General features: G+C 66.3%; 28 protein-coding genes and 1 pseudogene. 24 read left to right on the top strand and 5 right to left on the bottom strand.

Annotation, left to right across the window (positions count from 1 at the left end; translation table 11 throughout):
- Positions 1-86: 86 nt before the first annotated feature.
- Positions 87-1,121, bottom strand: coding sequence for a LacI family DNA-binding transcriptional regulator (locus tag ACP15I_RS16375; protein WP_424975906.1), 1,035 nt, complete (start codon positions 1,119-1,121; stop codon positions 87-89).
- A gap of 160 nt (positions 1,122-1,281) precedes the next feature.
- On the opposite strand from ACP15I_RS16375, the gene ACP15I_RS16370 reads away from it, so the two are divergent.
- Genes ACP15I_RS16370 through ACP15I_RS16355 form a run of 4 tightly spaced genes read left to right on the top strand, consistent with a single transcriptional unit; the run spans position 1,282 to position 4,987 of the window.
- Positions 1,282-2,406 (top strand): aryl-sulfate sulfotransferase, encoded by a 1,125-nt coding sequence (locus ACP15I_RS16370; RefSeq protein WP_424975905.1) that lies wholly within the window; start codon positions 1,282-1,284, stop codon positions 2,404-2,406.
- Complete coding sequence (locus ACP15I_RS16365) at positions 2,397-3,209, top strand: ABC transporter permease (protein ID WP_424975904.1); 813 nt, start codon at positions 2,397-2,399, stop codon at positions 3,207-3,209. The genes ACP15I_RS16370 and ACP15I_RS16365 overlap by 10 nt, the downstream gene beginning before the upstream one ends.
- A complete protein-coding gene (locus ACP15I_RS16360) occupies positions 3,209-3,997 on the top strand; it encodes an ABC transporter ATP-binding protein (protein ID WP_424967165.1) in 789 nt (262 codons plus the stop codon). Before ACP15I_RS16365 ends, ACP15I_RS16360 begins: the two co-directional genes overlap by 1 nt.
- Before the next feature lie 27 nt (positions 3,998-4,024).
- Complete coding sequence (locus ACP15I_RS16355) at positions 4,025-4,987, top strand: ABC transporter substrate-binding protein (protein WP_424975903.1); 963 nt, start codon at positions 4,025-4,027, stop codon at positions 4,985-4,987.
- A 112-nt stretch (positions 4,988-5,099) separates the two neighbouring features.
- Here the strand turns inward: ACP15I_RS16355 and ACP15I_RS16350 are convergent, their stop codons facing one another.
- On the bottom strand, positions 5,100-5,384 hold the full coding sequence (locus ACP15I_RS16350) for a cupin domain-containing protein (protein WP_424975902.1): 285 nt from the start codon (positions 5,382-5,384) through the stop codon (positions 5,100-5,102).
- Here ACP15I_RS16350 and ACP15I_RS16345 point away from each other — a divergent pair.
- The 10 genes and pseudogenes from ACP15I_RS16345 to ACP15I_RS16300 all read left to right on the top strand — a co-directional run bounded on the left by ACP15I_RS16345 (position 5,383) and on the right by ACP15I_RS16300 (position 12,077).
- Entirely contained in the window at positions 5,383-6,231 is an 849-nt protein-coding gene (locus ACP15I_RS16345; RefSeq protein ID WP_424975901.1) for an LLM class flavin-dependent oxidoreductase, read from the top strand. The two genes, ACP15I_RS16350 and ACP15I_RS16345, sit on opposite strands and share 2 nt — an antisense overlap.
- A 70-nt stretch (positions 6,232-6,301) precedes the next feature.
- A pseudogene (locus ACP15I_RS16340) lies at positions 6,302-6,493 on the top strand (glutathione S-transferase N-terminal domain-containing protein); the annotation flags it as partial.
- Positions 6,494-6,559: 66 nt separating this feature from the next.
- Positions 6,560-6,949, top strand: a complete 390-nt coding sequence (locus ACP15I_RS16335) for a glutathione S-transferase C-terminal domain-containing protein (protein ID WP_424975952.1) — start codon at positions 6,560-6,562, stop codon at positions 6,947-6,949.
- Positions 6,950-7,015: 66 nt separating this feature from the next.
- Positions 7,016-7,897: an alpha/beta hydrolase gene (locus ACP15I_RS16330; RefSeq protein ID WP_424975900.1), complete on the top strand. Its 882-nt coding sequence runs from the start codon at positions 7,016-7,018 to the stop codon at positions 7,895-7,897.
- Between the two features lie 9 nt (positions 7,898-7,906).
- Positions 7,907-8,281 (top strand): nuclear transport factor 2 family protein, encoded by a 375-nt coding sequence (locus ACP15I_RS16325; protein ID WP_424975899.1) that lies wholly within the window; start codon positions 7,907-7,909, stop codon positions 8,279-8,281.
- Positions 8,282-8,484: 203 nt separating this feature from the next.
- Positions 8,485-8,847: a hypothetical protein gene (locus tag ACP15I_RS16320; RefSeq protein ID WP_424967159.1), complete on the top strand. Its 363-nt coding sequence runs from the start codon at positions 8,485-8,487 to the stop codon at positions 8,845-8,847.
- Position 8,848: 1 nt separating this feature from the next.
- Positions 8,849-10,006, top strand: coding sequence for a succinyl-diaminopimelate desuccinylase (gene dapE / locus ACP15I_RS16315; protein WP_424975898.1), 1,158 nt, complete (start codon positions 8,849-8,851; stop codon positions 10,004-10,006).
- Positions 10,003-10,434, top strand: coding sequence for a GNAT family N-acetyltransferase (locus ACP15I_RS16310; protein WP_424975897.1), 432 nt, complete (start codon positions 10,003-10,005; stop codon positions 10,432-10,434). The genes dapE and ACP15I_RS16310 overlap by 4 nt, the downstream gene beginning before the upstream one ends.
- 29 nt (positions 10,435-10,463) lie before the next feature.
- Positions 10,464-11,036, top strand: a complete 573-nt coding sequence (locus ACP15I_RS16305; RefSeq protein WP_424975896.1) for a TIGR04282 family arsenosugar biosynthesis glycosyltransferase — start codon at positions 10,464-10,466, stop codon at positions 11,034-11,036.
- Between the two features lie 324 nt (positions 11,037-11,360).
- Positions 11,361-12,077 (top strand): VPLPA-CTERM sorting domain-containing protein, encoded by a 717-nt coding sequence (locus ACP15I_RS16300; RefSeq protein ID WP_424975895.1) that lies wholly within the window; start codon positions 11,361-11,363, stop codon positions 12,075-12,077.
- Positions 12,078-12,364: 287 nt separating this feature from the next.
- Here ACP15I_RS16300 and ACP15I_RS16295 read toward each other — a convergent pair whose 3' ends face one another.
- Positions 12,365-13,225, bottom strand: a complete 861-nt coding sequence (locus ACP15I_RS16295; RefSeq protein WP_424975894.1) for an exonuclease domain-containing protein — start codon at positions 13,223-13,225, stop codon at positions 12,365-12,367.
- A gap of 190 nt (positions 13,226-13,415) precedes the next feature.
- Here ACP15I_RS16295 and ACP15I_RS16290 point away from each other — a divergent pair, with 190 nt between their 5' ends.
- The 6 genes from ACP15I_RS16290 (at position 13,416) to typA (ending at position 20,089) form a co-directional block, all read left to right on the top strand.
- On the top strand, positions 13,416-13,553 hold the full coding sequence (locus tag ACP15I_RS16290; RefSeq protein ID WP_424975893.1) for a hypothetical protein: 138 nt from the start codon (positions 13,416-13,418) through the stop codon (positions 13,551-13,553).
- Positions 13,554-13,562: 9 nt separating this feature from the next.
- Positions 13,563-15,818 carry a ribonuclease R gene (rnr, locus tag ACP15I_RS16285; protein ID WP_424975892.1) on the top strand — a complete coding sequence of 752 codons (2,256 nt, stop codon included), beginning with the start codon at positions 13,563-13,565 and terminating at the stop codon, positions 15,816-15,818.
- Between the two features lie 117 nt (positions 15,819-15,935).
- Positions 15,936-17,156, top strand: coding sequence for a lytic murein transglycosylase (locus tag ACP15I_RS16280; protein WP_424975951.1), 1,221 nt, complete (start codon positions 15,936-15,938; stop codon positions 17,154-17,156).
- 10 nt (positions 17,157-17,166) lie between these two features.
- The gene (locus ACP15I_RS16275) at positions 17,167-17,637 is read left to right on the top strand and encodes a DM13 domain-containing protein (protein ID WP_424975891.1); all 471 of its coding nucleotides are present in this window, start codon (positions 17,167-17,169) and stop codon (positions 17,635-17,637) included.
- 146 nt (positions 17,638-17,783) lie between these two features.
- Positions 17,784-18,119 carry a hypothetical protein gene (locus ACP15I_RS16270; RefSeq protein ID WP_424975890.1) on the top strand — a complete coding sequence of 112 codons (336 nt, stop codon included), beginning with the start codon at positions 17,784-17,786 and terminating at the stop codon, positions 18,117-18,119.
- A 152-nt stretch (positions 18,120-18,271) separates the two neighbouring features.
- Positions 18,272-20,089, top strand: a complete 1,818-nt coding sequence (typA, locus tag ACP15I_RS16265; RefSeq protein ID WP_424967150.1) for a translational GTPase TypA — start codon at positions 18,272-18,274, stop codon at positions 20,087-20,089.
- A 569-nt stretch (positions 20,090-20,658) separates the two neighbouring features.
- On the opposite strand, the gene ACP15I_RS16260 is transcribed toward typA, so the two are convergent.
- Positions 20,659-21,363: a winged helix-turn-helix domain-containing protein gene (locus tag ACP15I_RS16260; RefSeq protein ID WP_424967149.1), complete on the bottom strand. Its 705-nt coding sequence runs from the start codon at positions 21,361-21,363 to the stop codon at positions 20,659-20,661.
- On the bottom strand, positions 21,335-21,631 hold the full coding sequence (locus tag ACP15I_RS16255) for a hypothetical protein (protein WP_424967148.1): 297 nt from the start codon (positions 21,629-21,631) through the stop codon (positions 21,335-21,337). Before ACP15I_RS16255 ends, ACP15I_RS16260 begins: the two co-directional genes overlap by 29 nt.
- A 133-nt stretch (positions 21,632-21,764) precedes the next feature.
- Between ACP15I_RS16255 and ACP15I_RS16250 the strand changes: the two genes are divergently transcribed.
- The 4 genes from ACP15I_RS16250 (at position 21,765) to ACP15I_RS16235 (ending at position 25,012) form a co-directional block, all read left to right on the top strand.
- Entirely contained in the window at positions 21,765-22,277 is a 513-nt protein-coding gene (locus ACP15I_RS16250) for a hypothetical protein (RefSeq protein WP_424975889.1), read from the top strand.
- 71 nt (positions 22,278-22,348) lie between these two features.
- Positions 22,349-22,969, top strand: coding sequence for a ribonuclease HII (locus ACP15I_RS16245; protein WP_424975888.1), 621 nt, complete (start codon positions 22,349-22,351; stop codon positions 22,967-22,969).
- Between the two features lie 91 nt (positions 22,970-23,060).
- Positions 23,061-24,167, top strand: coding sequence for a site-specific DNA-methyltransferase (locus ACP15I_RS16240; RefSeq protein ID WP_424975887.1), 1,107 nt, complete (start codon positions 23,061-23,063; stop codon positions 24,165-24,167).
- Positions 24,168-24,370: 203 nt separating this feature from the next.
- The gene (locus tag ACP15I_RS16235; protein ID WP_424975886.1) at positions 24,371-25,012 is read left to right on the top strand and encodes an NAD(P)-dependent oxidoreductase; all 642 of its coding nucleotides are present in this window, start codon (positions 24,371-24,373) and stop codon (positions 25,010-25,012) included.
- Position 25,013 lies beyond the last annotated feature (1 nt).

Here is a 25,013-nt window from a genome sequence, read left to right as displayed (position 1 = left end):
CTAGCCATTCAAATCCCTTTGATTGGGCAGAGCTTAGCCACGGGCCTGAATTCAGACAATAGGTCTGTCCGCTGGTCCGGAGGGGGCTACCCGCGCGATTGCCGGCTGGAGGCGCGCACCACCAGTCGCGGTTCCGGTCCGGGGATCGCCGCGCCGGGTGCCGGGCCTGCCATGGTCTCGACCAGTTGCCGGGTGGCGAGGGTCGCCACCGCTTCGAGTTTCAGGTCCACCGCCGTCAGGGGCGGGGATTCGGTCTGGGCGCGCACCCCGTCATAGCGGGTGACGACCCGCACCTTGTCCGGCACTGTCAGGCCATGGTCGCGCAGGGCCTGCATCACCCCGGTGGCCATGGCATCCGTGGGCACGAGCACCCCGTCGAACATCTCGCCCCGGGAGATGAGCGTACTCAGGGCGGCGGCCGCCCCCGCCTCGGCCTGATCCTCGGGGACCTCGATCATGATCTCCGCCATGCCCCTGCGCCGGGCCGCCGCGCCATAGGCGGCCTTGAAGGCGAGATTGCTGGGCCGGGAACTGGCCCCGACGATCAGCGGAAACCGCGTGGCCCCGACCTCGAAGAGATGCGCGATCAGCAGTTCGGCAATCGCCGGGTAGTCCAGATCCACATGGGGAATCTCGGCATCTGGCGGTCGGCCGATGCAGACCGTGGGGATCCCGGCGCGGATCAGGCGGCTGAGCACCGGATCATCCGCGGCAGGTTCCACCACCAGCGCGCCATCCATGGCGATGGTGTCCAAGGTCTCTTCGGGATTGGCAATCGGCGGGACGAGGATCAGGGCGGTGTTCCGCGCCATGGCCGCGACGGCGGCGGAGGCGGCGATTTCCATCAGGAACCCGAGCTTGGACGGGCCGGCCGCCACGGCAAAGGGCATCGAGGAGAAGATTGCGATCGTGTTGGTCTGCCCGGTCCGCATCCGGCGTGCGGCCTGGTTGGGGCGGTATCCAAGCTGCTGGATGGCGGCCTCGATCCGGTCGCGGGTGTCTGCATCCACCTTGCGCTTGCCGCTGAGCGCGTTGGACACCGTGCCCGGCGACACCCCTGCCGCCTGGGCCACATCGATCACGGTCGGGCGCTTTCCCGGGGATTTCCGAGGGGGTGTCATACGCGGTCTGCCTTCGAAATGGTCAAATCGGCCTGCTGTGAGCGGTTTGCAGGCAGCGCAGGGCGTGGTCTGCCTGCCTGTGCTTTAAAACGTTTTACTCACTCAGGGGCAACTGCTACCGATTGTTAAAACGTTTTAATGTCACCTTGGAGATGCCGCGATGCCCGACGGACAGCCTGACCTACCCGATCAGATCACCCTGCGTCGCAGGCGGCTGGGTCTGACCGCCCATGATCCGCGCGGATCGGCGGGGGGATACACCCTCTTTGCGCGTCAGACCGGGGGCGGTGTCGTCGACCTGATCGATATCAGCGGCCAGACGGCCCATCAGTGGCACCTGCCCGTGCGGCCTGGGCGCGATGCGGTGATCCTCGCCAATGGCAATCTCGGCTATAACGGCAGCCACGCGACCTCGGCGGCGCTCTATCCGGCCTGGGACCTGTGGCACGGGGGCGATTTCTACGAGGTCACGCCCGAAGGCGAAATCGTCTGGCAGCATGAAGACATCTACCACCACCACGACGCCCAATGGCTGGCCAATGGCAACCTGCTCTATACTTTGGCCGCCGAGCTTCCGGCAGATAAGGCCGCGCGCATCACGGGCGGCGATCCGGCCAAGGATGGCGCGGACGGGATCGTGCAGTCCGATATCGTCCGCGAGGTGAACCGGGCGGGCGAGGTTGTCTGGGAATGGCGCATCTGGGACCATCTGGACCCGGCCGACCTGCCCATCCATCCCAATTTCGACCGCCGCCACTGGCCGATGATCAACGGGGTCTCCGAGACCCGGGACGGGCTGGTCCTGATGAGCCTGCGCACCACCTCGGGCGTGATCGCGGTCAACAAGACCACGGGCGAGATCGTCTGGCATGCAGGCCCCGACATCACCGCCCAGCAGCACACGCCGATTGAAATGGAAGACGGCACGGTCCTTGTCTTCGACAACGGCAACCTGCGCCCGGGCATGTCCAACCCGTTCTCCCGCGCACTGGAATTCGACCCCAAGACCATGGAGGTCACCTGGACCTATACGGATCCGACGCCGATCTCGTTCTTCTCGCCCTTCATGGGCAGCGCCGAGCGGCTCTGGAACGGCAATACCCTGATCTGTGAGAGCGCCTTCGGACGCCTCTTTGAGGTCACGCGCGACGGCGCGCTGGTCTGGGAATACGTGATCCCGGAATTCGCGGAGTATCCCAGCCCGCTCAACAGTTTCATCGCCGGGGCGACCAATTCCTGCTTCCGGGCCCATCGCTACAAGGCGGAGCAAGTGCCATGGTTGTGACCAATCCCACCGCGGAAAGGCCCCGGCCGGGGGGCTGGCGCAGTCCGCTGGCGGTGCTGGCCGAGGGGGGCGCGCCGCTGATCTCGTTCGGCTTCGTGCTGGCCATCTGGACGGCGGTTTCCCTGAGCCAGATCGTGCCCGAGACGATCTTCCCCTCCCCCTGGTCGGTCTGGTTTGCCACGGTCGAGATGTGGAGCAATGGCACCCTGCCCAATGACCTGATAGTGTCCCTGTCGCGGGCCGCCATCGGGTTCGGCATCGGCGCGTCCCTGGGTGTGGTGCTGGGCCTGCTGACCGGGCGCGTCGCACTTGTGCGGACCCTGCTCAACCCGTTCCTGAACCTGTTGCGACCGATCCCGGCCATCGCGCTGGTGCCGGTGGCCATCGTGTGGTTCGGCATCGGCGAGGGCTCGAAGTATTTCGTGGTCTCCTACACGGTGTTCCTGACGGTGTGGTTCAACACCCATCACGGGATGCAATACGTGCCGGACACCTATCTGCGCGCGGCCCGGTCGCTGGGCGCCTCCAAGCTGCGCGAGTTCGTCACCGTCATCATCCCCGCCGCCGCCCCGCATATCTTTGCCGGGATCCGGTTGGGCGTGGCGCTGGCCTTTCTCAGCCTGATCGCGGCGGAGCTTTCGGGGGCCTCGTCGGGCCTCGGCTTCCGGCTGCAGGAGGCGCGCCAATACATCCGCACGGACCGGATGTTCTCGCTGCTGATCATCCTCGGCATTCTCGGGGCCAGCGTGGATTACGTGGTCCACCGGATCGGCCAGAAACTCGTCCATTGGGAGCAAGGCTGATGCAGGATCAACCGAATGTGGGCCGTGTCGGCATCGAGGATGTGGTCATCCGGTTCAGCACCAAACAGGGGGACATGACGGCGCTGGACCGCACCCGGCTGGTGCTGGAGCCCGGGACCTTCACCGCGCTGATCGGCCCCTCGGGCTGCGGCAAGTCCACCCTGATGAACGCGATTGCAGGCTTTGTGACCCCGTCCGAAGGGCGGCTGACCCTCGATGGCGCGCCGATCACCGGTCCGTCCAATGATGTCGGCGTGATCTTTCAGCAATACGCCCTCTTCCCGTGGTTCACGGCGCTCGGCAATGTCCGTTTCGGGCTCAAGCAGCTGGGCCTGTCCCAGGCCGAAGAGATCGACAGGGCGCGCGCGGCGCTGGACGAGGTCGGGCTCAGCGCCCATGCGGACAAGTATCCCCAACAGCTCTCGGGCGGCATGAAGCAGCGGGTGGCGATTGCCCGGACCTTCGTGGTCGGCCCCAAGGTCCTGCTGATGGACGAGCCCTTCGGCGCGCTGGATGCCCAGACCCGGATCTCGATGCACAGCCTCCTGATGGGGGTCTGGCAAAAGCATCGCGCCACGGTCCTCTTCGTCACCCATGACGTGGATGAGGCCCTGCTTCTGGCCGACGATGTCCGCGTCATGAGCCAGGCCCCCGGGCGCATGATCCGCCACTACGCCCTGACCCAGCCCCGCCCGCGCGCCTTCAGCCGTTCGGGGCAGGAGCTGCTCGATATCCGCGAAGAGATCCTCGGCCTGTTGCGGCCGAAGGAAGACCTGATTGCCACCTGATCCAACAACCCTTCACTGGAGACAGCCATGACATTTCTGAAACCCCTGGCCCTCGCGGCCCTGATTGGCCTGCCGGGCGCGGCGCTGGCCGAGCAACTCACCTTCGCCTGGAGCCCGAACCCCCAGACCCCGCAGGTCGATATCGCCATCAAGAACGGCTATTTCAAAGAGGCCGGGCTCGACATCAATTTCGTGGCCTTCCGCACCGGCCGCGAAGGGTTCGAGGCGATGCTGGGCGGGCAGGTGGACATCACCTTCATGGCCGAGTTCCCGGCGGCGGTGGGTGCGCTCACCGGGCAGGAGTTCGGGGTCGTCGCGGATCTCGCGCGGTTCACCGGCTCGCGGGTGATCGTCAACACCTCCGGCGGCGCGGTGGACAGCCCTGCGGATCTGGCGGGCAAGAAGATCGGGACCACCCTCGGGACCAATGTGAACTTCTATCTCGACAAGATCCTGACCGAGGCCGGGATCGAGGCCGAGCTGGTCAGTGCCGCGCCGCCCGACCTGGTGCCCGCCGTGGCGCGCGGCGATGTGGATGCCATCGTGCCCTTCCCCAGCTTTTACAGCGCGGCGCGCACGACCCTGGGCGAGGATTACGGCGAGCTGCGCGTGCCCGGCTATCAGGTGCACTACATCCTGTCGGCCTCGCCTACGATGATCACCGAACGCTCCGAGGTGCTGGAGGCCTTCATGGGGGCGCTGGCCAAGGCGGATGCGGATGTCAAAGCCGATCCCGAGGCGGCCATTGCGGCGGTCAGCGCCTCCATGAGCGGCGCGATGTCCCCGGAGGATATTGCCGCCCAGTGGGAGGATGTGGATATCGGGCTGAGCCTCGATACCGGGCTGGCCGAGTTGCTGGTGGCCGAGGCCGACTGGATCCTCGCGCAGGGCGTGGTCCGGGGGGAGGCCGTCTCGCTCGAGGACATGCTGGAAAACTTCGCCCCGGCCGCGCTGGCCGCCGCGATGCCCGATGCGGTGATGCTGCCCTGACCATGGCGGCAGGCAGGGGGCAGACCCCTGCCTTCACGCCCCGGTTGCCGGGGCGCGCGCCCCTTTTGGCCGTTAAGCCCAGGCGACCCGGCAAGCAGGCCGGGTCGTGCGCCTACCAGCTGATGCGCACCGGGGACATGGCCCAGACCATCGTCGCGGGCGCCTCGGTGCGGTTGCGAAACCGATGCGCGATCATCGACGGATAGGAGAAACTGTCCCCCTTGCGCAGGATGATCCGCTCGTCCCCAAGCTGCAGCTCGACCTCCCCGTCCAGCACGATCGCGTGCTGTTCTCCGTCGAAGACATACCCTTCCATCGGTTCCGGCGGCGCGCCTTTGCCCGGCGCGAAATGGGACAGGATCAGATAGCACTGTCCGGACAGGGTACTCGACAACATGACGCTGGGGCGTGTGGATTTCGGGGTCGCCAAGGGGATCAACGCGCGCGCGACGTTGCAATTCAACCGCGATGCCGACCGGCGGGACAATGCCAAGGTGATGCGGCTTTATCAGGAAAGCCTTGAGGTGATCCTCAAGGCCTGGACGCAGGAGGCCTTCACCCACAAGGGCGAATTCTACGAGTTTCCCGTGCCGGGCTGGACCGAGACCAACCGGTTCTTCGAGCCGCTCGATCCGCGTTACCACGCGGCGGATGGCAGCTACAAAGCGATGTATGTCCATCCGCGCCCGTACCAGCCGGGGCATCCGCCGGTCTGGCTGATGTCCAATGCCCCGCCGACTTTCGCGCTCGCCGGGGAGCGCGGCTGGGGTGTGATCTCGATGCCGGCAGGCCCACGGGCGACGCGCGCCTGCTGGGAGCCCTATCGCGAGGCCCTGTCCAAGCGCGAGGGCCGGGCGGTCCGACTGGGCGAGGGCGTTGGCGTCTGCACGGCGGTTTATGTGGGCGAGAGCATGGCAGAGGCCGAGGCCACGATCCGCCCGGCCATCAATGCCTATTACGAGTTCCTCGGCGGCTCCCGCCCGGCGGGGGAATGGACCAAGGCGGGTTATCTCGACGTCGGCGAAGACATGACACCGGCGGAGGCCGATGGCGACTGGTTCGATTTTCTCAATGCCCGCGGCATCATCGTGGTCGGCGATGCTGCCTTCGTGGCCGAGCGTTTCGCCGAAAAGCAGGAGACCATCGGGCTCGACCACCTCATGCTCATGCAGCAGTACACAGGCGTGCCCTATGCCAAGATCCTCGCCAGCTGGGACCGGCTGTTCGAGTATGTGGTCCCGTAATTCGGCACCCAATCCATCGCCCAGAAACGAGAGTTGGCCCATGCTTGAGATCTGAGGACGGCCCTATTCGTCCAATGTCATCCCGGTTCTGTGGACCGCTGGCGAGCTGGGGCTCGCGTATCGCCTCCAGCTGGCCGGGGGCCGTTTCGGCAAGCTGGACACGGCGGCCTATGCCGAGATCAATCCCAACCGGATGATCCCCGCAATCCGGGACGGCGATTTCGCCCTGTGGGAGAGCCTTGCGATCATCCGCTATCTCAGCGACCGCTACGGGGCGGACACGCTTTCGCCCTCGGACCCGGAGGCCCGCGCCCGCGCGGATCAGTGGATGGAATGGTCCGCCAGCCGGGCCTTTCCGCCGGTCATCCAGCTTTTCTTTGCCACCGTCCGAACACCGCCTGCGGATCGGGATCCGGCGCGGATCGCGGCGCTTCGGGACGAGGCCCACGGGATCCTGACCCTCCTTGATGCGCATCTCGCGACGCACGCATTTGTCGGCGGCGACGCTTTCACCATGGGCGACATCCCCCTCGGCTGCGTGGTCTATCGCTACTTCAACATCGAGGTCGCGCGCCCGCCGCTGCCCCATCTGGAGGCCTGGTATCGTCGCCTTGCCGCGCGCCCGGCCTATCAGGCCCATGTCATGCGTCCCTTCGGCACCACGCCCGAGGACTGGGCCGCGCTCGAACAGGCCTCTGCGGCGGAGGGGGTTCTATGAGCGGCGCTGGCCCAGCTGGCGACGCGTTGCAGGCCGCCTCGATCTTCCCTGTTATGAGACGGTGCCATGACTGACCATCTGACCTACCACACCCGCTTTACACCCGCCGAATTCGACGCGCAGTACAACCTGCGCGCCGGGCGACCGGACTATGAGGAAACCGTGATTCCCGGCTGGGTCGCGGCCAGCGCCACGGTGCGCGCGGGCCTCACCTCCCGGCTCGATCTGCGCTACGGGACGGGGGCGCGGCAGACGCTGGATGTGTTCCTCTGTGGCGATCCGACCGCGCCGACGCTGCTGTATGTGCATGGCGGCTATTGGCAGCGCGGCGACAAATCCATCTACAGCTTTCTGGCCGCGCCCTTTGTTGCGGCGGGGGTGAATGTGGTGGTGGTCGGGTATGATCTGTGCCCGGCGGTCTCGGTCACCCGGATCTCCGAAGAGATCCGCGAGGCGGTGGCCTATCTCTGGGGCGCGGCGGCCGAGCTGGGGCTCAACCGGGATCGTCTGACCGTGATGGGGCATTCGGCGGGCGGGCATATCACCCAGATGATGATGGCGACGGATTGGCCCGCCTATGGGCCCGGCCTGCCACGGGATCTGATCAAAGCGGGCATTCCCGTCTCACCCCTGAGCTATCTCGAGCCGGTGCGCCTGACCGAGGCGCTCAATGCCGGGATCCGCATGGATCCTGCCGAGGCCGAGGCCGAAAGCCCCATGACCGCCCATCCGCCCGTCACCGATGCGCCGCAGCTCGTGGTGGTCGGCGGAGCCGAGACCGATGAGTTCCACCGTCAGGCCCGGATGTATGTCGAGGCCTATGCAACACCCGCCCGCGCCATCGCGCTCTACGTGGTGCCTGACATGGACCATTTCGACGAGCTGAACGTTCTGGCCGATCCGGCCAGCCCCTTCTTTGCCAAAACCTGCGCCATGCTTGGCCTGTGAGGAGTGCCCATGACTGATTTGACCCTCTCGATCGTGGATGCGGTGGGCGATGCCTTCAACGCCAATGACATCGACGCGGTGATACCCTTCTTTGCGCCGGATGCGGTGTTTGACCATGCCATCGGGCCCGAACCCCATGGCCTGCGCATCGAGGGCGCAGAGCAGATCCGGGCGGTCTTTGCCGGGCTGTTCGAAAAGGTCGAGACCGTCCACTGGGAAACGCTGGACTGCCGGATCGCGGGCGACAAGGCCTATTGCGAGTACCGCCGGACCGCGCGCCACAAGGACGGGACCACCGAAGCGTATCTGAGCGTCGATATCCTGACATTCCGCGATGGGCTGATCATTCACAAGGACACCTATAGCAAGCAACGCACCGCCTAGGCCGGTCGGCGCGCGCGCAAGTCAATATCCGGGGCCTGCGCCGCCCGTCGACAGACGCGGGCGGCGGGATGATGCGCCCTGCGCCGTGGTGCGGCGGGTGCCGAATTGCGCGCCCGGTCCGGCCGGCGGCGCGCCCTGTGCCACTCTGGTCAGCGCGGATCTGCGGTGCTAGGTCTGCCGCGATCAAAGCCCGGAGCGCCGCCATGGCCCAGACACCCAAGAAACCCAAGCGCCCCCATGAGGTCTATACCCTGCTGGTCGAGGTGGGGCGCCGCGATGGCGACGGGCTGCCCGACCATGCCTCCGGGGCGGCGCTGATGTGCTATGCCTCGGGTGTGGATGAGGCCGAGGCGGTGCGCGAGACCGTGGCCCTGCTGAAACAGGCGGATCTCAACCCGCTGGAGGTGACGGGCTATGGCTCGCTGCCTGAGCGGCTCGCCGAGGGGCATGACATTCCCGACGAAGAGCGGGACCTGATGCAGCGGGCGCTCGATGAGAACTCGGTCGTCATTGCCCAGACCACCGCCTTTTACGAGGACGCGGGAGCCCCCCGCGCGAGGAGCTGAGATGAAGGACGATCTTGCCGGTACCGACGCCGTCGCCCTGACGGCAGAGCTGATCCGCTGCCCCTCGGTGACGCCCGAGGAAGGCGGGGCGCTGACCCTTCTGGAGGCGCGGCTGACCGCGGCGGGCTTCGCCTGTACCCGGGTGGATCGCGGCGGGATCGCGAACCTCTATGCCCGCTGGGGCGAGAAGGGACATGCCCGCAGTTTCGGGTTCAACGGTCACACGGATGTGGTGCCCATCGGGGCGCGCGCCGATTGGCGGTTTGACCCTTTCGGGGCCGAACGGAACGGGGATTGGATGTATGGCCGCGGCGCGGTCGACATGAAATCCGGTGTGGCGTGCTTTGCCGCCGCCGCCATCGACTTCGTGACCCGGACGCCCCCGGACGGTGCCGTGATCCTCGCGATCACCGGCGATGAAGAGGGGGATGCAAGGGACGGGACCGTGGCGCTGCTGGACTGGATGGAGGCCGAGGGCGAGGCGATGGATCTCTGCCTCGTGGGCGAGCCGACCTGCCCGACGGAGATGGGCGAGATGATGAAGATCGGACGGCGTGGCTCGATGACCTTCTATTTCGAGGCCGAAGGCGTACAGGGCCACTCCGCCTATCCGCACCGCGCGAAAAACCCCGTGCCTGCGCTGGCGCGGCTTGTGGATCGGCTCGCGGCGCTGGAGCTGGATCAGGGGACCGCGCATTTCGACCCTTCGACCCTCGCGGTGACGACCTTCGATACGGGCAATCCGGCCAATAACGTGATCCCGGCCAGTTGCCGGGCGACGGTGAATATCCGCTTCAATGACGCCCACAGCTCGGCCAGCCTGACCTCCATGATCCGTGCCGAGGCGGCGGCGGTGGCTGCGGAGACCGGGATCATGATCACCGACCGGGTGTCGGTCTCGGGCGAGAGCTTTATCACCGCGCCGGGCCGCCTGTCGGACATGGTCTCCCGCGCCGTAGAGGCCGAGACCGGGCGGGTGCCCGAGCTTTCCACCTCCGGGGGGACCTCGGACGCGCGCTTCGTGCAGCATCATTGCCCGGTGGTGGAGTTCGGCCTTGTGGGCCAATCCATGCATCAGGTCGATGAACGGGTGGCAGTGGCCCAGATCCCGCAGCTCAAGGCCATTTATGGCCGGATTCTGGCCGATTACTTCGCATGATCACCGTGCGGGAGATCGCCGGGGAGGCGGAGCTCGAGGCGTGCCGCGCCCTGCGCCGGGCCGTCTTCATCGAGGAGCAGAATGTCCCCGAGGACGAGGAATGGGACGGGCTGGATGCTGCCGCGCGCCACTGGCTGGTGCTGGACGGAGAGCGGCCCGTGGCGACCATGCGCCTGCGGATCCTCGGCGAGACCGGCAAGATCGAGCGGGTCTGTGTACTGGCGGCCCATCGCGGGGCGGGCCATGGCGCGGTCCTCATGAGGACCGCGCTGGACGCGCTGGGCGCCATGCCGGGGGTGACCGAGGCGAAGCTGGGCGCGCAGCTCCATGCCATCCCGTTCTACGAGGCCCTGGGGTTCGCGGCATATGGCGCGGAGTTCATGGATGGCGGGATGCCCCACCGCCATATGCGGCGGGCCATCCCGTGAGGCACCGCCCGCGCCCGACCCTTGTCCTGATGATCAAGGAACCCCGCCCAGGCCGCGTGAAGACCCGGCTCGGACGGGATCTGGGCATGACCACTGCGGCCTGGTGGTTCCGCCATCAGGCGGGCCGTCTCATGCGCCGCCTGCGCGATCCGCGCTGGGATCTGGTGCTTGCGGTCTCGCCCGATGTCGAGGGGCTTGCGAGCCGTGTCTGGCCCGCCGACCTGCCGCGCTGGCCTCAGGGGCGGGGCGATCTGGGCGACCGGATGGGGCGCGCGCTGCGCAGTTTCGGCCCGGGCCCCGTGGTGGTGATCGGCGCGGATATCCCCGGCATCACCGCGCCGCGCATCGCCGAGGCCTTTGCCGCCCTCGGGCGCGCCGACGCGGTGCTCGGCCCGGCGCCGGATGGGGGCTATTGGCTGATCGGCTGGGCTGGACGGCGCGCCCTTCCGGCGCGGCTCTTTGACGGGGTGCGCTGGTCCATCGAGCACACCCGCGCCGATACGCGCGCCGGGCTGCGCGAGTGCCGCGTGGCGCTTGTGGCCGAGTTGCAGGATGTGGACACGGTCGCGGATCTCGCGCGGACCGAGGGGCCTGCGGGCTAGGTTGACGCGTCTCGCGCGCCCCGCCGCAACTGCCCGCGCCCAATCCCCGACCCAAATGTAACGCGCGGCCCGCAGGGACCGCCCTCCCGCCTCCGCGCTGGCCCGGACCCGCGGATCGGGATCCCGAGCGCGCAGGCCCGGCCCCGTTCTGATGGGCCATCCAACCTATCCCAAAGGATAACGCGCTATCCCCATGCTGCGTCGCACGGCCCGGGTTCGAGCGATATTGATCCTGTGTGAACGCCGGAACCGCTGACGATCCCCTGTCGATCGTCCCAGGAGCGCCCGGCGCGTTTTTGTAGGTTACCCAGCGAGGAAGACGTTATGAACATCCTGACCCTGAGCTCCGCAGCACTCCTGCTGTCTCTCCCCATTGCCGCGCAGGCGGTGCCTGTGACCGTCACGATCGGCGATCCCGGCGCCATGGAGGTTGATCTCGACGCGATCGGCGCAACAGGCGCCAAGGTCGAGACCTTCGACACGCTCGGGACCGGGTCGTTCACCCAGTACCAGTCCGATCTGGGCACCTATAGCGCCGGTCGCGTCAAACCCGTGAACCAGTATGGCGGCGCGGATGAAACCCAGTACCTGTTTTCCCAGTCGAGCCCGGGCACCACGCTGACCCTTGATGACGAGGCGACCTATTTCGGCCTGTGGTGGTCTGCAGGCAGCGTCGGGAACAGCGTTGAGCTGCTCAGCGACGGGGTCAGCGTCTTTGTCTTCGACACGGATGATGTGCTCGAGTTTTTGGACACCAACGCGGCGAATTCCTCCGCCTACTACGGCAATCCGAATGACAGCTATCAGGGCAAGGTCACCCATGAACCCTTCGTGTTCCTGAACATGTTCTCGGACACCCCTTTCGACACGGTGGTTCTGTCCGGTCCGAACTTCGAATCCGACAATCACACCCTGGCGACCAGCTTCACCACGCAGACCGGAACCTCGATCGCGCCGGTCCCGCTGCCGGCGTCGCTGCCACTGCTGGCGATGGCGTTCGGCGGGATGGCCTCCGTGGCCCGCCGTCGGAAAAACGGCTGACCCGGCGTGCCGAGGGGCGGGCGGTGTCCGGTCCCTCGGCGACACATAGGGCGAAACTGAGCCGCTCTCATACGCGCCACCGTTTGCCGCCAAGGGCCGCAATGCGACCCGTGAACACACCAAGTAATCCCGGTAGGATGCAAAGCGTTGCCTGCGAGGATCCGGCAGTCTCGCCGCTCTCAGCCGGCCCGCGTGGATCGACCGCTGAGCGGGAAAGAGGGTGAGTTCGCTGCGGCAGCGCTAACGTCCGCAACTGATTTAAATGACCTGCTACTTGGGTATGCTGTTTAGGAAAGCACGACCAACTCCTTGAAGTCGGTTTCGCGGATGATGCGTAGTTGTTGACCCGCTTCGACCAATTCTTCCGCTTTCCGGTGCTTCGACGACTTGTCGTGACCCGCGAGCTTCGTCACATCCATATCGCCCACGACGAGCACGGTCGTCTTCTTGGTGACGCTGTTCGCCACATTGCAGCCTACGGAAGCCGCAAGATCTGCGGCCTCACGACGCGGTAAGTCCAGCGCGCCCGTGAACACGATCACCTCACCTGCAAGCGGGCCGTCCGGGTTTCCGTCGCGCGTGATCGCAGCGGCTCCGCTCGACGACGGGTCGATGGGCTGCAAGATGCGCGTCTGGATCGCGTCGAGATCGAGACCGCTTTCCTGCATCGCAGCGAGCATGACGTGCCCCGCGGCCTTTGCATCCTCAAGCGCGTTGTGATGCTCGAAGGTGTAACCGATCATCTTGCAGACGTTCGCGAGGCCGTAGCCCGACTTCGCGCATTCCGCCCATGTTCTCCGGGCGACGCGTGCCGAGTCGAGCCAGGTACAGGCCGGGGTCGGGATTGCCCAGCGGCCCGCCGCTTGATGCATTGCAATACGGTCGAAATGTGTGTGGGTGACAACGACCTGCGACCCAAGAAACCGTTCGATGTCCACGGCGGCTTCCTTAAACGTCGGCGCGCCTTGCACGTCGCCTTCCGTGATGCCGTGGATCGACATGTTGACGGGATCGAAGAAGTCGTCCGGGTCTATGAGCGAGTACCATTCAGACGCGAGGGTACCGTTCTCGAAGGCGGCGACTCCGATTGAGCAGATGGACGCCATGGCGGCGTTCGCGGTTTCAACGTCGATGGCAACGAATCTCATAGCGACATCTATCCCTCATTGGTCTAGCTGGAAATGGAACGATGCAGGTTTCGTTAGCCAACGCACTCCGTTGATCTATCCAAGCATTTGCCTTCACCAAAGCCGCCATCCATACAGACCGCAGCATCGGCCCCTTCGGGCTCAGAGTGCTCTTTGGTGGCGCTGCAGCATTGCTTTTGAAGCGGGGCGCATGGATGGGTTGAATGGCCCGGAGGAGACTTCAGGGGCGCTGTATCGCTTTTCCGCATTGGCCCTGCTCGAACCGAAAGCGCTGCGCGGCGTGGTCGATCTGCGGCCCTCTATCGACCCGGCGGGCAACCCGTGCTAGGCGCGGCGGATGGAGCGTTTTCCCAGCAAAGATGAAATCCTCGCCTGGATCGAGGACAACCCCGCCCGCGCGAACAAGCGCGAGATCGCGCGCGCCTTTGGCATCAAGGGCGCGGCGCGGATCGACCTCAAGCGGCTCCTGCGGGAGCTGGAGGCCGAGGGCCATCTGGAAAAACGCAAGCGCAGCTACCGCGACCCCGAGAGCCTGCCGCCGGTCTCCGTCCTCAAGGTCGGGGATGCGGATGGCGATGGCGATCTCTTTGCCCGCCCGATGGAGTGGCAGGGCGAGGGGCCCGAGCCGGTCTGCCTGATCATCCCGCGCAAGGGCGACCCGGCTTTGGCCGAGGGCGACCGGATCCTCGCGCGGCTGACCAAGGTCGAGACCGAGGATTACGCCTATGAGGCGCGCCTGATCCGTCGCATCGGGACAGGGCCGCGCAAGATCCTCGGGGTGTTTCGCAAGACCGCCGAGGGCGGGCGGATCGTGCCCATCGACAAGGGGGCGGATCGCGAATGGCGCGTGGCCCCGGGCGGGATCCTCGGCGCGACAGACGGCGATCTGGTCGAGGCGGAGCAGGCCGGGCCCAAGGGCTGCATGGGTCTGCCGCTGGCCCGGGTGACGGATGTGTTGGGCGATCCGATGGGGGCGAAATCCGTCTCGCTCATCGCGATCCACCAGCATGGCATCCCCGATGATTTCCCCGAAGCGGCCCTCGCCGAGGCGGCGGCGGTGACCGCGCCCGAGCTTGGCGCCCGAACCGACCTCCGGGATCTGCCGCTGGTGACCATCGACCCGCCCGATGCCCGGGACCGGGATGATGCGGTCTGTGCCACACCCGACGCGGATCCGGACAATCCGGGGGGCTTTGTCCTCTGGGTGGCGATTGCCGATGTGGCCCAGGCCGTGGCCCCGGGCGGCGCGCTCGACCGCGAGGCGCGCAAGCGCGGCAACTCCACCTATTTCCCGGACCGGGTGGTGCCAATGCTGCCCGATACGCTGTCGGGGGATCTGTGCTCGCTGCACGAGGATGTGGACCGCGCCTGCATGGCCGTGCGCATGGTCATCGATGCCGAGGGCACCAAGCTGAGCCAAGAGTTCCATCGCGGGCTCATGCGCTCGCGCGCCTCGCTGGCCTATGCCGAGGTGCAGGCGGCGGTGGATGGCACGCCCAACGCGAAAACCGAGCCATTGCTGGAACCGGTGCTGCGCCCGCTCTTTGCGGCCTATGAGGCGCTGAAATCCGCCCGGGCCCGCCGTCAGCCGCTGGAACTTGACCTGCCGGAGCGCAGTATCGCGCTGAATGCCGAGGGCGAGGTGGCCTCCATAGCCTTCCGCGACCGGCTCGACGTGCACCGGCTGATCGAAGAGTTCATGGTGCTGGCCAATGTGGCCGCCGCCGAAACTCTCGCCAAGAAACGCACGCCGCTGCTCTACCGGGTCCATGAGGAGCCCGCCGAGACCAAGCTCGACGCCCTGCGCGAGACGGTGCAGGCGGCGGGGCTCAGCCTTGCCAAGGGGCGGGTGCTGCGCACGGCGGATCTGAACCGGCTGCTGGCCCAGGCCGAGAGCACCGACGACGCCGAGCTGATCAACATCTCGACCCTGCGCTCCATGACCCAGGCCTATTACAGCCCCGAGAATTTCGGGCATTTCGGCCTCGCACTCGGCGATTACGCGCATTTCACCTCGCCGATCCGGCGCTATGCGGATCTGATCGTGCATCGGGCGCTGATCACCGCCCATGGTTTTGGCACGGATGGACTCGACGCGGTGGAGATCGCGCGGCTGGACGAGACCGCCAAGATCATTTCCGAGAGCGAGCGCCGCTCCATGGCGGCCGAGCGCGACACGATCGACCGCTACCTTGCGGCCTATCTGGCGGACCGGGTCGGCAACGAGTTCTCGGCGCGGATCTCGGGGGTGGCGCGGTTCGGGGCTTTTGCCCGGCTGGACGAGACCGGCGCGGACGGGCTCATCCCGATCCGGTCCATCGGTGCGGAGTTCTTCCATTTCGACGCGGAGGCGCAGGCGCTGGTGGGGTCCGAGACCGGGTTCCGGCTGGCCATGGGCCAGCGCGTGACCGTCCGGCTGGCCGAGGCTGTGCCGGTGACCGGCGGCATCGGGCTGGAACTTCTGGCGGTCGAGGACGAGGCCCTGCCCGGCGGACGGCGGCGCGGCAAGTCCCGCCCGGTCCGGCGCAAGATCGCCGCCAAGAAGGCCAAATCCGCGAAACTCAAGAAGAAGCTCAAGCGCAAGCGGATGTGACCGCGCGCGATGCGCGGGATCCGACCGTCCCTCTTTGCCGAAACCCCTTTTCGGGGTACCTTATGGGCAAAACAACAGGGATGAGCAGATCCAATGATCCGAGCAGCAGTCGCGGCCATGGCACTGGCCTTTCTACCTGTCTCCACCGGGGCGGCGCCCATGGCGCAATCGCCCTTTCCCGATGCCCGTCCGGTCAGCCTCGCGCAGACCGTGGCCCTGCCCGCAAGGTTCGAGAACTGGATCAGCGGCTTCCGGGGCCGGGCCCTGTCCCAGGGGATCACGGCGGCGACCTTTCAGAGGGCCTTTGCCCGGGTCGAATACATGCCGCAGGTCATCCGGCGCGACCGCAACCAGGCGGAGTTTTCCAAGCAGCTGTGGGAGTATCTCGACACCGCCGTCTCGGAGGCGCGGGTGCGCAACGGTCGCAGCGCCTTTGCCACCCACCGGCGCACCCTGTCGCAGATCGAGGCCCGCTACGGCGTCGAGGCCGAGGTGGTCACGGCGATCTGGGGGCTGGAAAGTGCCTATGGCGCCGTGCGCGGGAGCACGCCCATGGTCAGTGCCCTGGCCACGCTGGCCTATGACGGGCGGCGCGGCGCGTTTTTCGAGGCGCAGCTGATCGCGGCGCTCAAGATCCTGCAGGCGGGGGACATCACGCCCGGGCGCATGACCGGGTCCTGGGCCGGGGCGATGGGGCATACGCAGTTCATCCCCACGAGCTATCTCGACTACGCGGTGGATTTCACCGGGGATGGACGGCGCGACATCTGGAGCGATGATCCCACGGATGCGCTGGCCTCCACGGCGGCCTATCTCAAGCGGTTCGGCTGGACCAAGGGGCAGCCCTGGGGGGTCGAGGTGCGCCTGCCGCAGGGGTTCGATTTCAGCCAGACCGGTGAAAAGATCAAGCGCAGCCCCCGCGACTGGGCCCGCATGGGCGTGCGCGACATGACCGGCGCGCAGGTGCCGAACCATGGCAAGGCCTCGATCCTGCTGCCGGCGGGCGCGCGGGGGGCGACCTTCATGATCTTTGACAATTTCCACGTGATCGAGCGCTACAACACCGCCGATGCCTATGTCATCGCCGTGGGGCATCTGAGCGACCGGATCGCCGGGGGGCCGCCGATACAGGCGAGCTGGCCGCGCGGTGATCGGGGCTTGTCGCTGTCGGAGAAAAAGGAGATGCAGCGCCTGCTGACCCGAGCCGGGTTCGACACGGGCAAGATCGACGGGATCATCGGGCCCAATACCATCGATGCGGTGCGCCGCTATCAGGCGAGCCGGGGATTGCAGCCCGATGGCTATGCCTCGCTCGACATGCTGAAACGGCTGCGCTGAGGGGGCCTTTATGGGCAAACTGCTATTGTTACTGATCACCCATGGCGGCGCTGTGGCCGTCGGCTTTGCCGCCGGGATCTACTTTCTGCCGATCCTGACCGCGCCGCCCTCGCCGGATGCTGCCGTGCTGGAGGCGAGCGCCGAGGACGCGATGTTCTCGGCCGTGCTGACCCGGGAGCTGCGGGGGAGCGACCGGCTCCACTGGGGCGAGGGCGAGATCAGCCTGACCCCGACCCAGATCGTGCATCAGGGCGCGCTGGCCCCGGGACCGGATTACAAGCTATACCTCGTCTCCGAGTTCGTCGAGCATGAGGACGAGTTCGAGCCGCTCAAGGCCAGTGCGCTGCAGGTGGGGGATGTCAAAAGCTTTGACGGGTTCATCCTCGACGTGCCGGCGGGCGTGGATCTGACGGCCTATACGACCGTGGTGATCTGGTGCGAGGCGTTTTCGGAGTTCATCACCGCAGCCCAGTACCGCTAGACGGGCGCGCGGGTTCTCGGGGCGGTGATCCAGCGGCGCGCCTGCGGCGCATTCCATGCTGCCCGCACTGCGTGCGGGAGGGGCGCGGGCGGCACCGGCGGCTGGTCTGCGCGGCCGGTTTGCTGGTCGAGAGGGACCGCCCCCGGATGATTGGACCGCTCATGCACCTGACCACTGCCCTCGCGGCGCTGCTGCTTTGCGCGGCGCTTCCCAGTACGGCGCTGGCCGCCTTTTGCCCAGCCAATGCGCCCGAGGGCGACAAATGGCTGCCCCGCTATGTCGATGCGTATCGCAAGATCGGTGCGGTCAGCAGCTGGTTCACCGACAGCCTGAACGCCCATCCCGAAGATTTCGCCTTGCTGGCGCTACAGGCCTTCTTTGACGCCAAGGGCGATATGGCCGAGGCCCGCGCGCTCTATCAGCGCCGGGGCGGATCCGGGGACCGGTTCGACATCGCCATGGCCTGCGCCCAGCAGCGCTGAAGGCTTTACCCGACCCATGCGCGGCGGAGCCCCCCCCCGGGGCGCTCGGGCACACGCCCCCGCGCCCCAGCGCCGCGGCGCAGAGAAAGCGCTGGATTTCGGCGGCTGTTCCCGTTAGTCCGCGCGCAACTCCCTCTTCAAAGGCACCTCCCATGGACCTTCGCAATATTGCGATCATCGCACACGTGGACCACGGCAAGACAACGCTGGTGGATGAGCTCCTCAAACAGTCGGGCACGTTCCGCGACAACCAGGCGACCACCGAGCGCGCCATGGACAGCAATGATCTCGAGCGTGAGCGCGGGATCACCATCCTCGCCAAGGCCACCTCGGTGGAATGGAAGGGCACGCGGATCAACATCGTTGACACGCCGGGCCACGCGGATTTCGGCGGCGAGGTGGAGCGGATCCTGTCCATGGTGGACGGGGTTGTCCTGCTGGTCGATGCCGCCGAGGGGCCCATGCCCCAGACCAAGTTCGTGACCTCCAAGGCGCTGGCGCTGGGCCTGCGCCCGATCGTGGTGCTGAACAAGGTCGACAAGCCCGACGCCGAGCCGGACCGGGCGCTGGACGAGTGTTTCGACCTCTTCGCCAATCTCGACGCAACCGATGATCAGCTCGATTTCCCGCATCTCTACGCATCCGGACGCTCCGGCTGGGCCGATTCCGAGCTTGACGGGCCGCGCAAGGACCTTGCGGCACTGTTTGACCTTGTGGTGCACCATGTGCCCAAGCCCAAGCAGATCGCCCGGCAGGACGAGGATTTCCGGATGCTCGCCACGACCCTCGGATCCGACCCCTTCGTGGGCCGCATCCTGACGGGCCGCGTGGAATCCGGCACGCTCAAGGTCGGCGCGACCGTGCAGGCCCTCAGCCGCATCGGCCAGAAGATCGAGCAGTTCCGCGTCACCAAGATCCGCGCCTTCCGCGGTCTCGGCCAGCAGGACATCGACGAGGCCCAGGCCGGCGACATCGTCTCCATCGCGGGCATGTCCAAGGCGACCGTGGCCGACACGATCTGTGCGCTGGCCGTGGACGAGCCGCTCGACGCGCAGCCCATCGATCCGCCCACGATCACCGTCACCTTCGGGATCAATGACAGCCCGCTCGCAGGGCGCGACGGCAAGAAGGTGCAGTCCCGCGTCATCCGGGACCGGCTGATGAAAGAGGCCGAATCGAACGTCGCGATCAAGATCTCCGACACGCCTGGCGGCGAGGCCTTCGAGGTCGCAGGCCGCGGCGAATTGCAGATGGGCGTTCTGATCGAGAACATGCGCCGCGAAGGGTTCGAGCTCAGCATCTCGCGCCCGCAAGTGCTCTTTCGCGAGATCGACGGCGTCAAGATGGAGCCGATCGAGGAAGCCACCATCGATGTGGATGACGAGTATTCCGGCGCCGTGATCGAAAAGATCACCGGATCCCGCAAGGGCGAACTGGTCGAGATGAAACCGGCAGGCGCAGGCAAGACCCGCATCGTGGCCCATGTGCCCTCGCGCGGCCTGATCGGCTATCACGGCGAGTTCTTGACCGATACGCGCGGCACCGGCGTGCTGAACCGCGTGTTCCATGAATGGGCCCCGTTCAAGGGCCCGATCCCGGGCCGCCGCGCGGGCGTGCTGATCTCGATGGAGAACGGCACCTCGGTCGCCTATGCCCTGTGGAACCTCGAGGATCGGGGCAAGATGTTCATCGGCGCGCAGGAAGCGGTCTATACCGGTATGGTCATTGGCGAGCACAGCCGCGAGAACGACCTTGAGGTGAACCCGCTCAAGGGCAAGAAGCTCACCAATGTGCGGGCCTCGGGAACGGATGAGGCCGTGCGCCTGACGACCCCGATCACCCTGAGCCTCGAAGAGGCGATTGCCTATATCGATGATGACGAGCTGGTGGAGGTGACGCCGAACGCGATCCGCCTGCGCAAGCGCTATCTCGACCCCCATGAGCGCAAGCGGCAGGCCCGCGCAGGCTAAACCGGCCCTGCACCCGGTCTGACCCAATGAGACAGGCGCGCGGAGTGATCCGCGCGCCTTTTCTGCATCTCAGCCGGGCTATGCCGCTTTGGCAGTGGTCACGCAGCGCGGCGGCGGCGTACCAGAAATAGGCCCAAAACCCCCGTCAGCATCAGCGGCAGAGCCACAGGCAGTAGGCCTGCGGCGCGGACTCGTCGGGGCATCGGGGGGCGCATGCAAGCGGTGAATCTTGACAGAGTGTGAAGGTCCCGATCTCTAATGCTCTGAAAACGCAACGAAAATCTTCTCCGCGGGGAAGGTTTGCCGGGGCGGAGAAGGTCAGGCGCAACCGCCGCCGCGCAGCGGCGGCCGGGCCCAACGCCGGACAAGCCCCCGAATGGGGGCGCGGGCCGGGGGCGGGAGCGCCCCGAGCCCTCCGGCTTGGCAAAACTGCGGTCGCTTCACCTGTGAGGCGGCTTTCCCAGACCGCGGGCTGGCGGCACGATCCGCGCCTCCAGGTGGCTGTCATGGCTCTGCTTGATCCACGGGGGGCGCATGCGATGGCTGCGCCAAAGTTGATGCCCAGGGCCCTAGATCATCTTGATGGAGGCCTTGTCCACGCTCAGCAGATAGCCCTTGCGCGAGATGTTCCGGATCAAGAGCTCGCTCACCATCTGGTTGCCCAAGGCATCCCGCAGCCGCTTGATCCGCGTCGCCCCGGCGGACTCGTCGCAATCGGCTGAATCGCGGCCCTGGATCATGCCCTCGATCGCCGCCCCGGACAGGATATCGCCATCCATCCGCGCCTCGGCCAGCACCGACAGGGTCTCCATCGCGGCCTCGGTCAGCTTGAACTCCATGTCGTTCAGCACCACGATCTGCTCTTCCCGGCTGATCAACAGAGATGAGACCTGGATCCCCTTCTTGTCGATCTCCGACACCCGCCGGTTCACCGTGACCAGCGCCACCAGACACAGCAACGCCGCCACCAGCAGCGCTGTGGAAAACACCAGCAGCACGAAGATCACCACCCGGTAAGAGGCCAGCACATCGGAAAACGCCGTGCCGCTCTGGGCGATGATCTCCAGCAGCTTGATCTGGTCCCCGGTGGTCAGGGCGTCATTCTCGACAAAGATCCGCTCGACCCGCGCGTTGAAGGCATTGGCATCGGGCAGGCTGCGAAACAGCACCACCGCCGCGATCAGCAGGATGGTCACGATCGCACCGATCCCGGCGAGCACCACACGGTTGCCCGTGCGCAGGGTCCTAGAAGCGGAGGTAGTAGGGTCCGGCATTCTTCTTCCGTTCAGCAAGACCCTCATCCGAGAAGGTCGACAGGATGTTCAACAGCGACCAGCCCCCGGCGGCGATCCGCGCCTCGGCCTCGCGTTTGGCGGTGGCGGGGCGGGCGCAGGCGTCGTCGCTCAGGGCGATCACCCCGTAATGCAGGCGCAGGGGGTCGTCCTGCTTGGCCTTGTAATCCGCATAGCACGCGGCCTGAAGCGGCCCGGCGCTCAGGGCAAGCCAACAGCAGATCAAAAGAAGACGAGACGCGGGTTTCATACTGCCGAGAGTGACCAGAGCGCCGGGGATATTCAATAGCGCAGGCCGCGCGCACGATAGCAGGGCCCTGATATTGAGCGCGTCTTTGGTCCGCATCCACGCTGGGGGCATCCACGGACCAGAGGAGTTTCCGATGTTCAAAACCCTGACCGCCGCCATCCTGAGCGGCATGATCGCCCTGACCAGCCTGACCGCGACCGCCTCTCCGGCCCGCGCCATGGACTCAGACACGCTTGGCAAGCTGCTCTTCGGGGCGGCGGCCCTCGGCGTGGTGGCCAAGATCTATAATGACCGCCAGGACGACAAGGATCGCAAGAAAGCCGCCCGCAAGAGCGCCAAATCCCCCAGTCAGACCTATTGGCATCACCATGGCAGCCATGGTCATCACAGCCATAGCGGCTCCGGGGCCCATAGCCACAGCAAGACGCCCAACGTCTCGCTCCCCAGCCTCCGGGTTCAATGCAAGCGGCGGCTGAACACCGAGCGGGGCTGGGTCAATTTCTATAGCCAGGCCTGCCTGGACCGCCGCAACGTCGCGGTGGAGGTGCCGCAAAGCTGCCTGCGGCAGCGCTGGGTGGATGGTCGCTGGCGCCAGTATTTCAGCCGCCCCTGCCTGCGCAAGCATGGCCAGGTCGACAACGCCTGAGACAGACCCAAGACCCGCCCGGCGCGCGCTTTGCCCTTGAGGCCCCGGCGCGCCCGGGCCAGTCTCGGCCCATGAGCCGCCCCCATTTTCAGTTCGAGAACGATCTCGCCGCCCGAGGCTACACCCGGATCGCCGGGGTGGACGAGGTCGGGCGCGGCCCGCTCGCCGGTCCAGTCATGGCCGCCGCGGTGGTGCTGGACCCCGACAACATCCCCGAAGGGCTCAACGATTCCAAACAGGTGACCGCCAAGCGACGCGAAGCCCTCGCCGAACAGCTGCGCGCGGTGGCCCAGGTCGGGTTGGGCGTGGCGGAGGTGGACGAGATCGACCAGATCAACATCCGCCGCGCCGCCCATCTCGCGATGCTCCGGGCGCTGGCGGACCTGCCCGCGCCGCCGGATATGGCGCTGATCGACGGGCGCGACCGTCCCGACGATCTGCCCTGCGCGGCCCATGCGATCATCAAGGGCGACACCAAATCGCTCTCGATCGCCGCGGCCTCGATTGTTGCTAAAGTGGCACGGGATGCGGAGATGACCCGGCTTGCGGGCCTCTATCCCGGCTATGGCTGGGAAACCAACGCGGGATACCCGACAAAAATGCATCGCACGGCGCTTCTAGATCTTGGGGTCAGCCCACATCATAGACGCAGTTTCCGCCCCGTCCACAATATCTTGTATCAAGAAAAATAACTAACCTCTTGATTCAAAAAAGAATTTGACCGCGAATCACGTTTGACTCATCTTTGACGCAACAACAGCGCAAAGCGCGGACGAGGCAGATATGACAATCAAGACGAAAAAACCGGAGGCGGCGACGCTTCCCCGGAATGAAATTCTCGCGGGTGATTGCATCGAGGTGATGAACGCCCTGCCGGAGGCATCGGTGGACCTGATCTTTGCCGATCCTCCTTATAACTTGCAGTTGCGGGGCGATCTTCACCGACCGGATAACTCCAAGGTCGATGCGGTGGATGACGCTTGGGACCAGTTCGCGAGCTTTGCCACCTATGATAAGTTCAGCGCCGAGTGGCTGGCAGCGGCGCGCCGCCTGCTCAAGCCCAATGGGGCGATCTGGGTGATCGGCTCCTATCACAACATCTTTCGGGTGGGCGCGGCGCTTCAGAACACCGGCTACTGGATCCTGAACGATGTGGTCTGGCGCAAGTCGAACCCGATGCCGAATTTCCGCGGCAAGCGGCTGACCAATGCCCATGAGACCCTGATCTGGGCCAGCAAATCCGAGGGCGCGAAATACACCTTCAATTACGAGGCGCTCAAGCAGCTCAACGAGGGCATCCAGATGCGCTCGGACTGGGTGCTGCCGATCTGCACCGGCCATGAGCGTCTGAAGGACGAGGCGGGCGACAAGGCCCATCCGACCCAGAAGCCCGAGAGCCTGCTGCACCGGGTGATCGTGGCCACGACCAATCCGGGCGATGTGGTGCTCGACCCGTTCTTCGGGACCGGGACGACCGGCGCCGTGGCCAAGAAGCTCGGCCGGGATTTCGTCGGGATCGAGCGCGAGGAGGCCTATCGCAAAGTGGCCGAGAAGCGTCTGAAGGATGTCCGCCGCTACGATCGCGAAAGCCTCGCCGTCAGCCAGTCCAAGCGTGCTGAGCCGCGCGTGCCCTTCGGCCAGCTGGTCGAGCGCGGCATGCTCCGCCCGGGCGAGGTGCTGACCTCTCCGGGGGGCAAATCCGCCAAGGTGCGGGCCGACGGGACGCTGGTCGCGGATCAGGTCACCGGCTCGATCCATCAGGTCGGCGCGGCGTTGGAACACGCGCCCTCCTGCAATGGCTGGACCTATTGGCATTTCCGGCGTGAGGGCAAGGATGTGCCCATCGACTTGCTCCGCCAGCAGATCCGCAAGGAAATGCGCGCCAACTAAGACATCACGGACACAAAGTTACCGCCCGTGCCTGCGGCCTGCAGCCCGGCACGCACCTCGACCCTGCCTGACCCTCAGGCAGGGTCTTTTTTCGTCTGATATCCCGCTGTCCTGCCGCGCCGGGCGCGCCCATGCGCAATTGGCCGCTGCCGGGGGTTCATTTCGCGCCGCGCACCCTATCTGAGAAGAAACGGAGGTGCGGTATGGCGAAATTACTGGTGATCGGTGGCAGCAAGGGGATCGGGCGCGAGGTTGTTCTGCGCGCTCTGGAGCAGGGGCACAGCGTGCGGGCCTTTGCCCGGCACCCGGAGGGGATCAAGCACGACCATCCCGAGCTGGAGCTGGTCGCGGGGGACGCGCTGGACCCGGCGGCGGTGGCGCAGGCGCTGGAAGGGTGCGACGCGGTGGTCTCGGCCCTCGGCATCCCGAAATCCATTCCCGCGCTGGCGCGGCCCACGACGGTCTTTTCCGATGCCACTGCCGTGCTGATCCCGGCCATGGAGGCCGCGGGGATCAAGCGTCTGCTGGTGGTCACGGGCTTCGGTGCGGGCGAGAGCAACGCCGCCATGAGCACGCTGGAGCGCATGGGCCACAGCGCCATTCTGGGCCGCGCCTATGCCGACAAGGCGGTGCAGGAGGACATGATCAAGGCCTCTGGCCTCGACTGGACCATCGCGCGTCCGGGGATCCTGTCGAACAACCGCCGCACCGGGGTCTACCGGGTGCTGACGGAGCCGTCCGACTGGCGCAACGGGATTATCTCGCGCGCGGATGTGGCCGATTTCATCGTCACCGCCTGGGAGGAGGGCTCCCATATTCACGCGGCCCCGGTGCTGGTGCGCTAGG

This window comes from Dinoroseobacter sp. S124A (assembly GCF_049801015.1).
Taxonomy (GTDB): domain Bacteria; phylum Pseudomonadota; class Alphaproteobacteria; order Rhodobacterales; family Rhodobacteraceae; genus Dinoroseobacter.
Note: the sequence above shows the minus strand (reverse complement) of the source record. Positions and strands in the feature narration are given on the sequence as shown.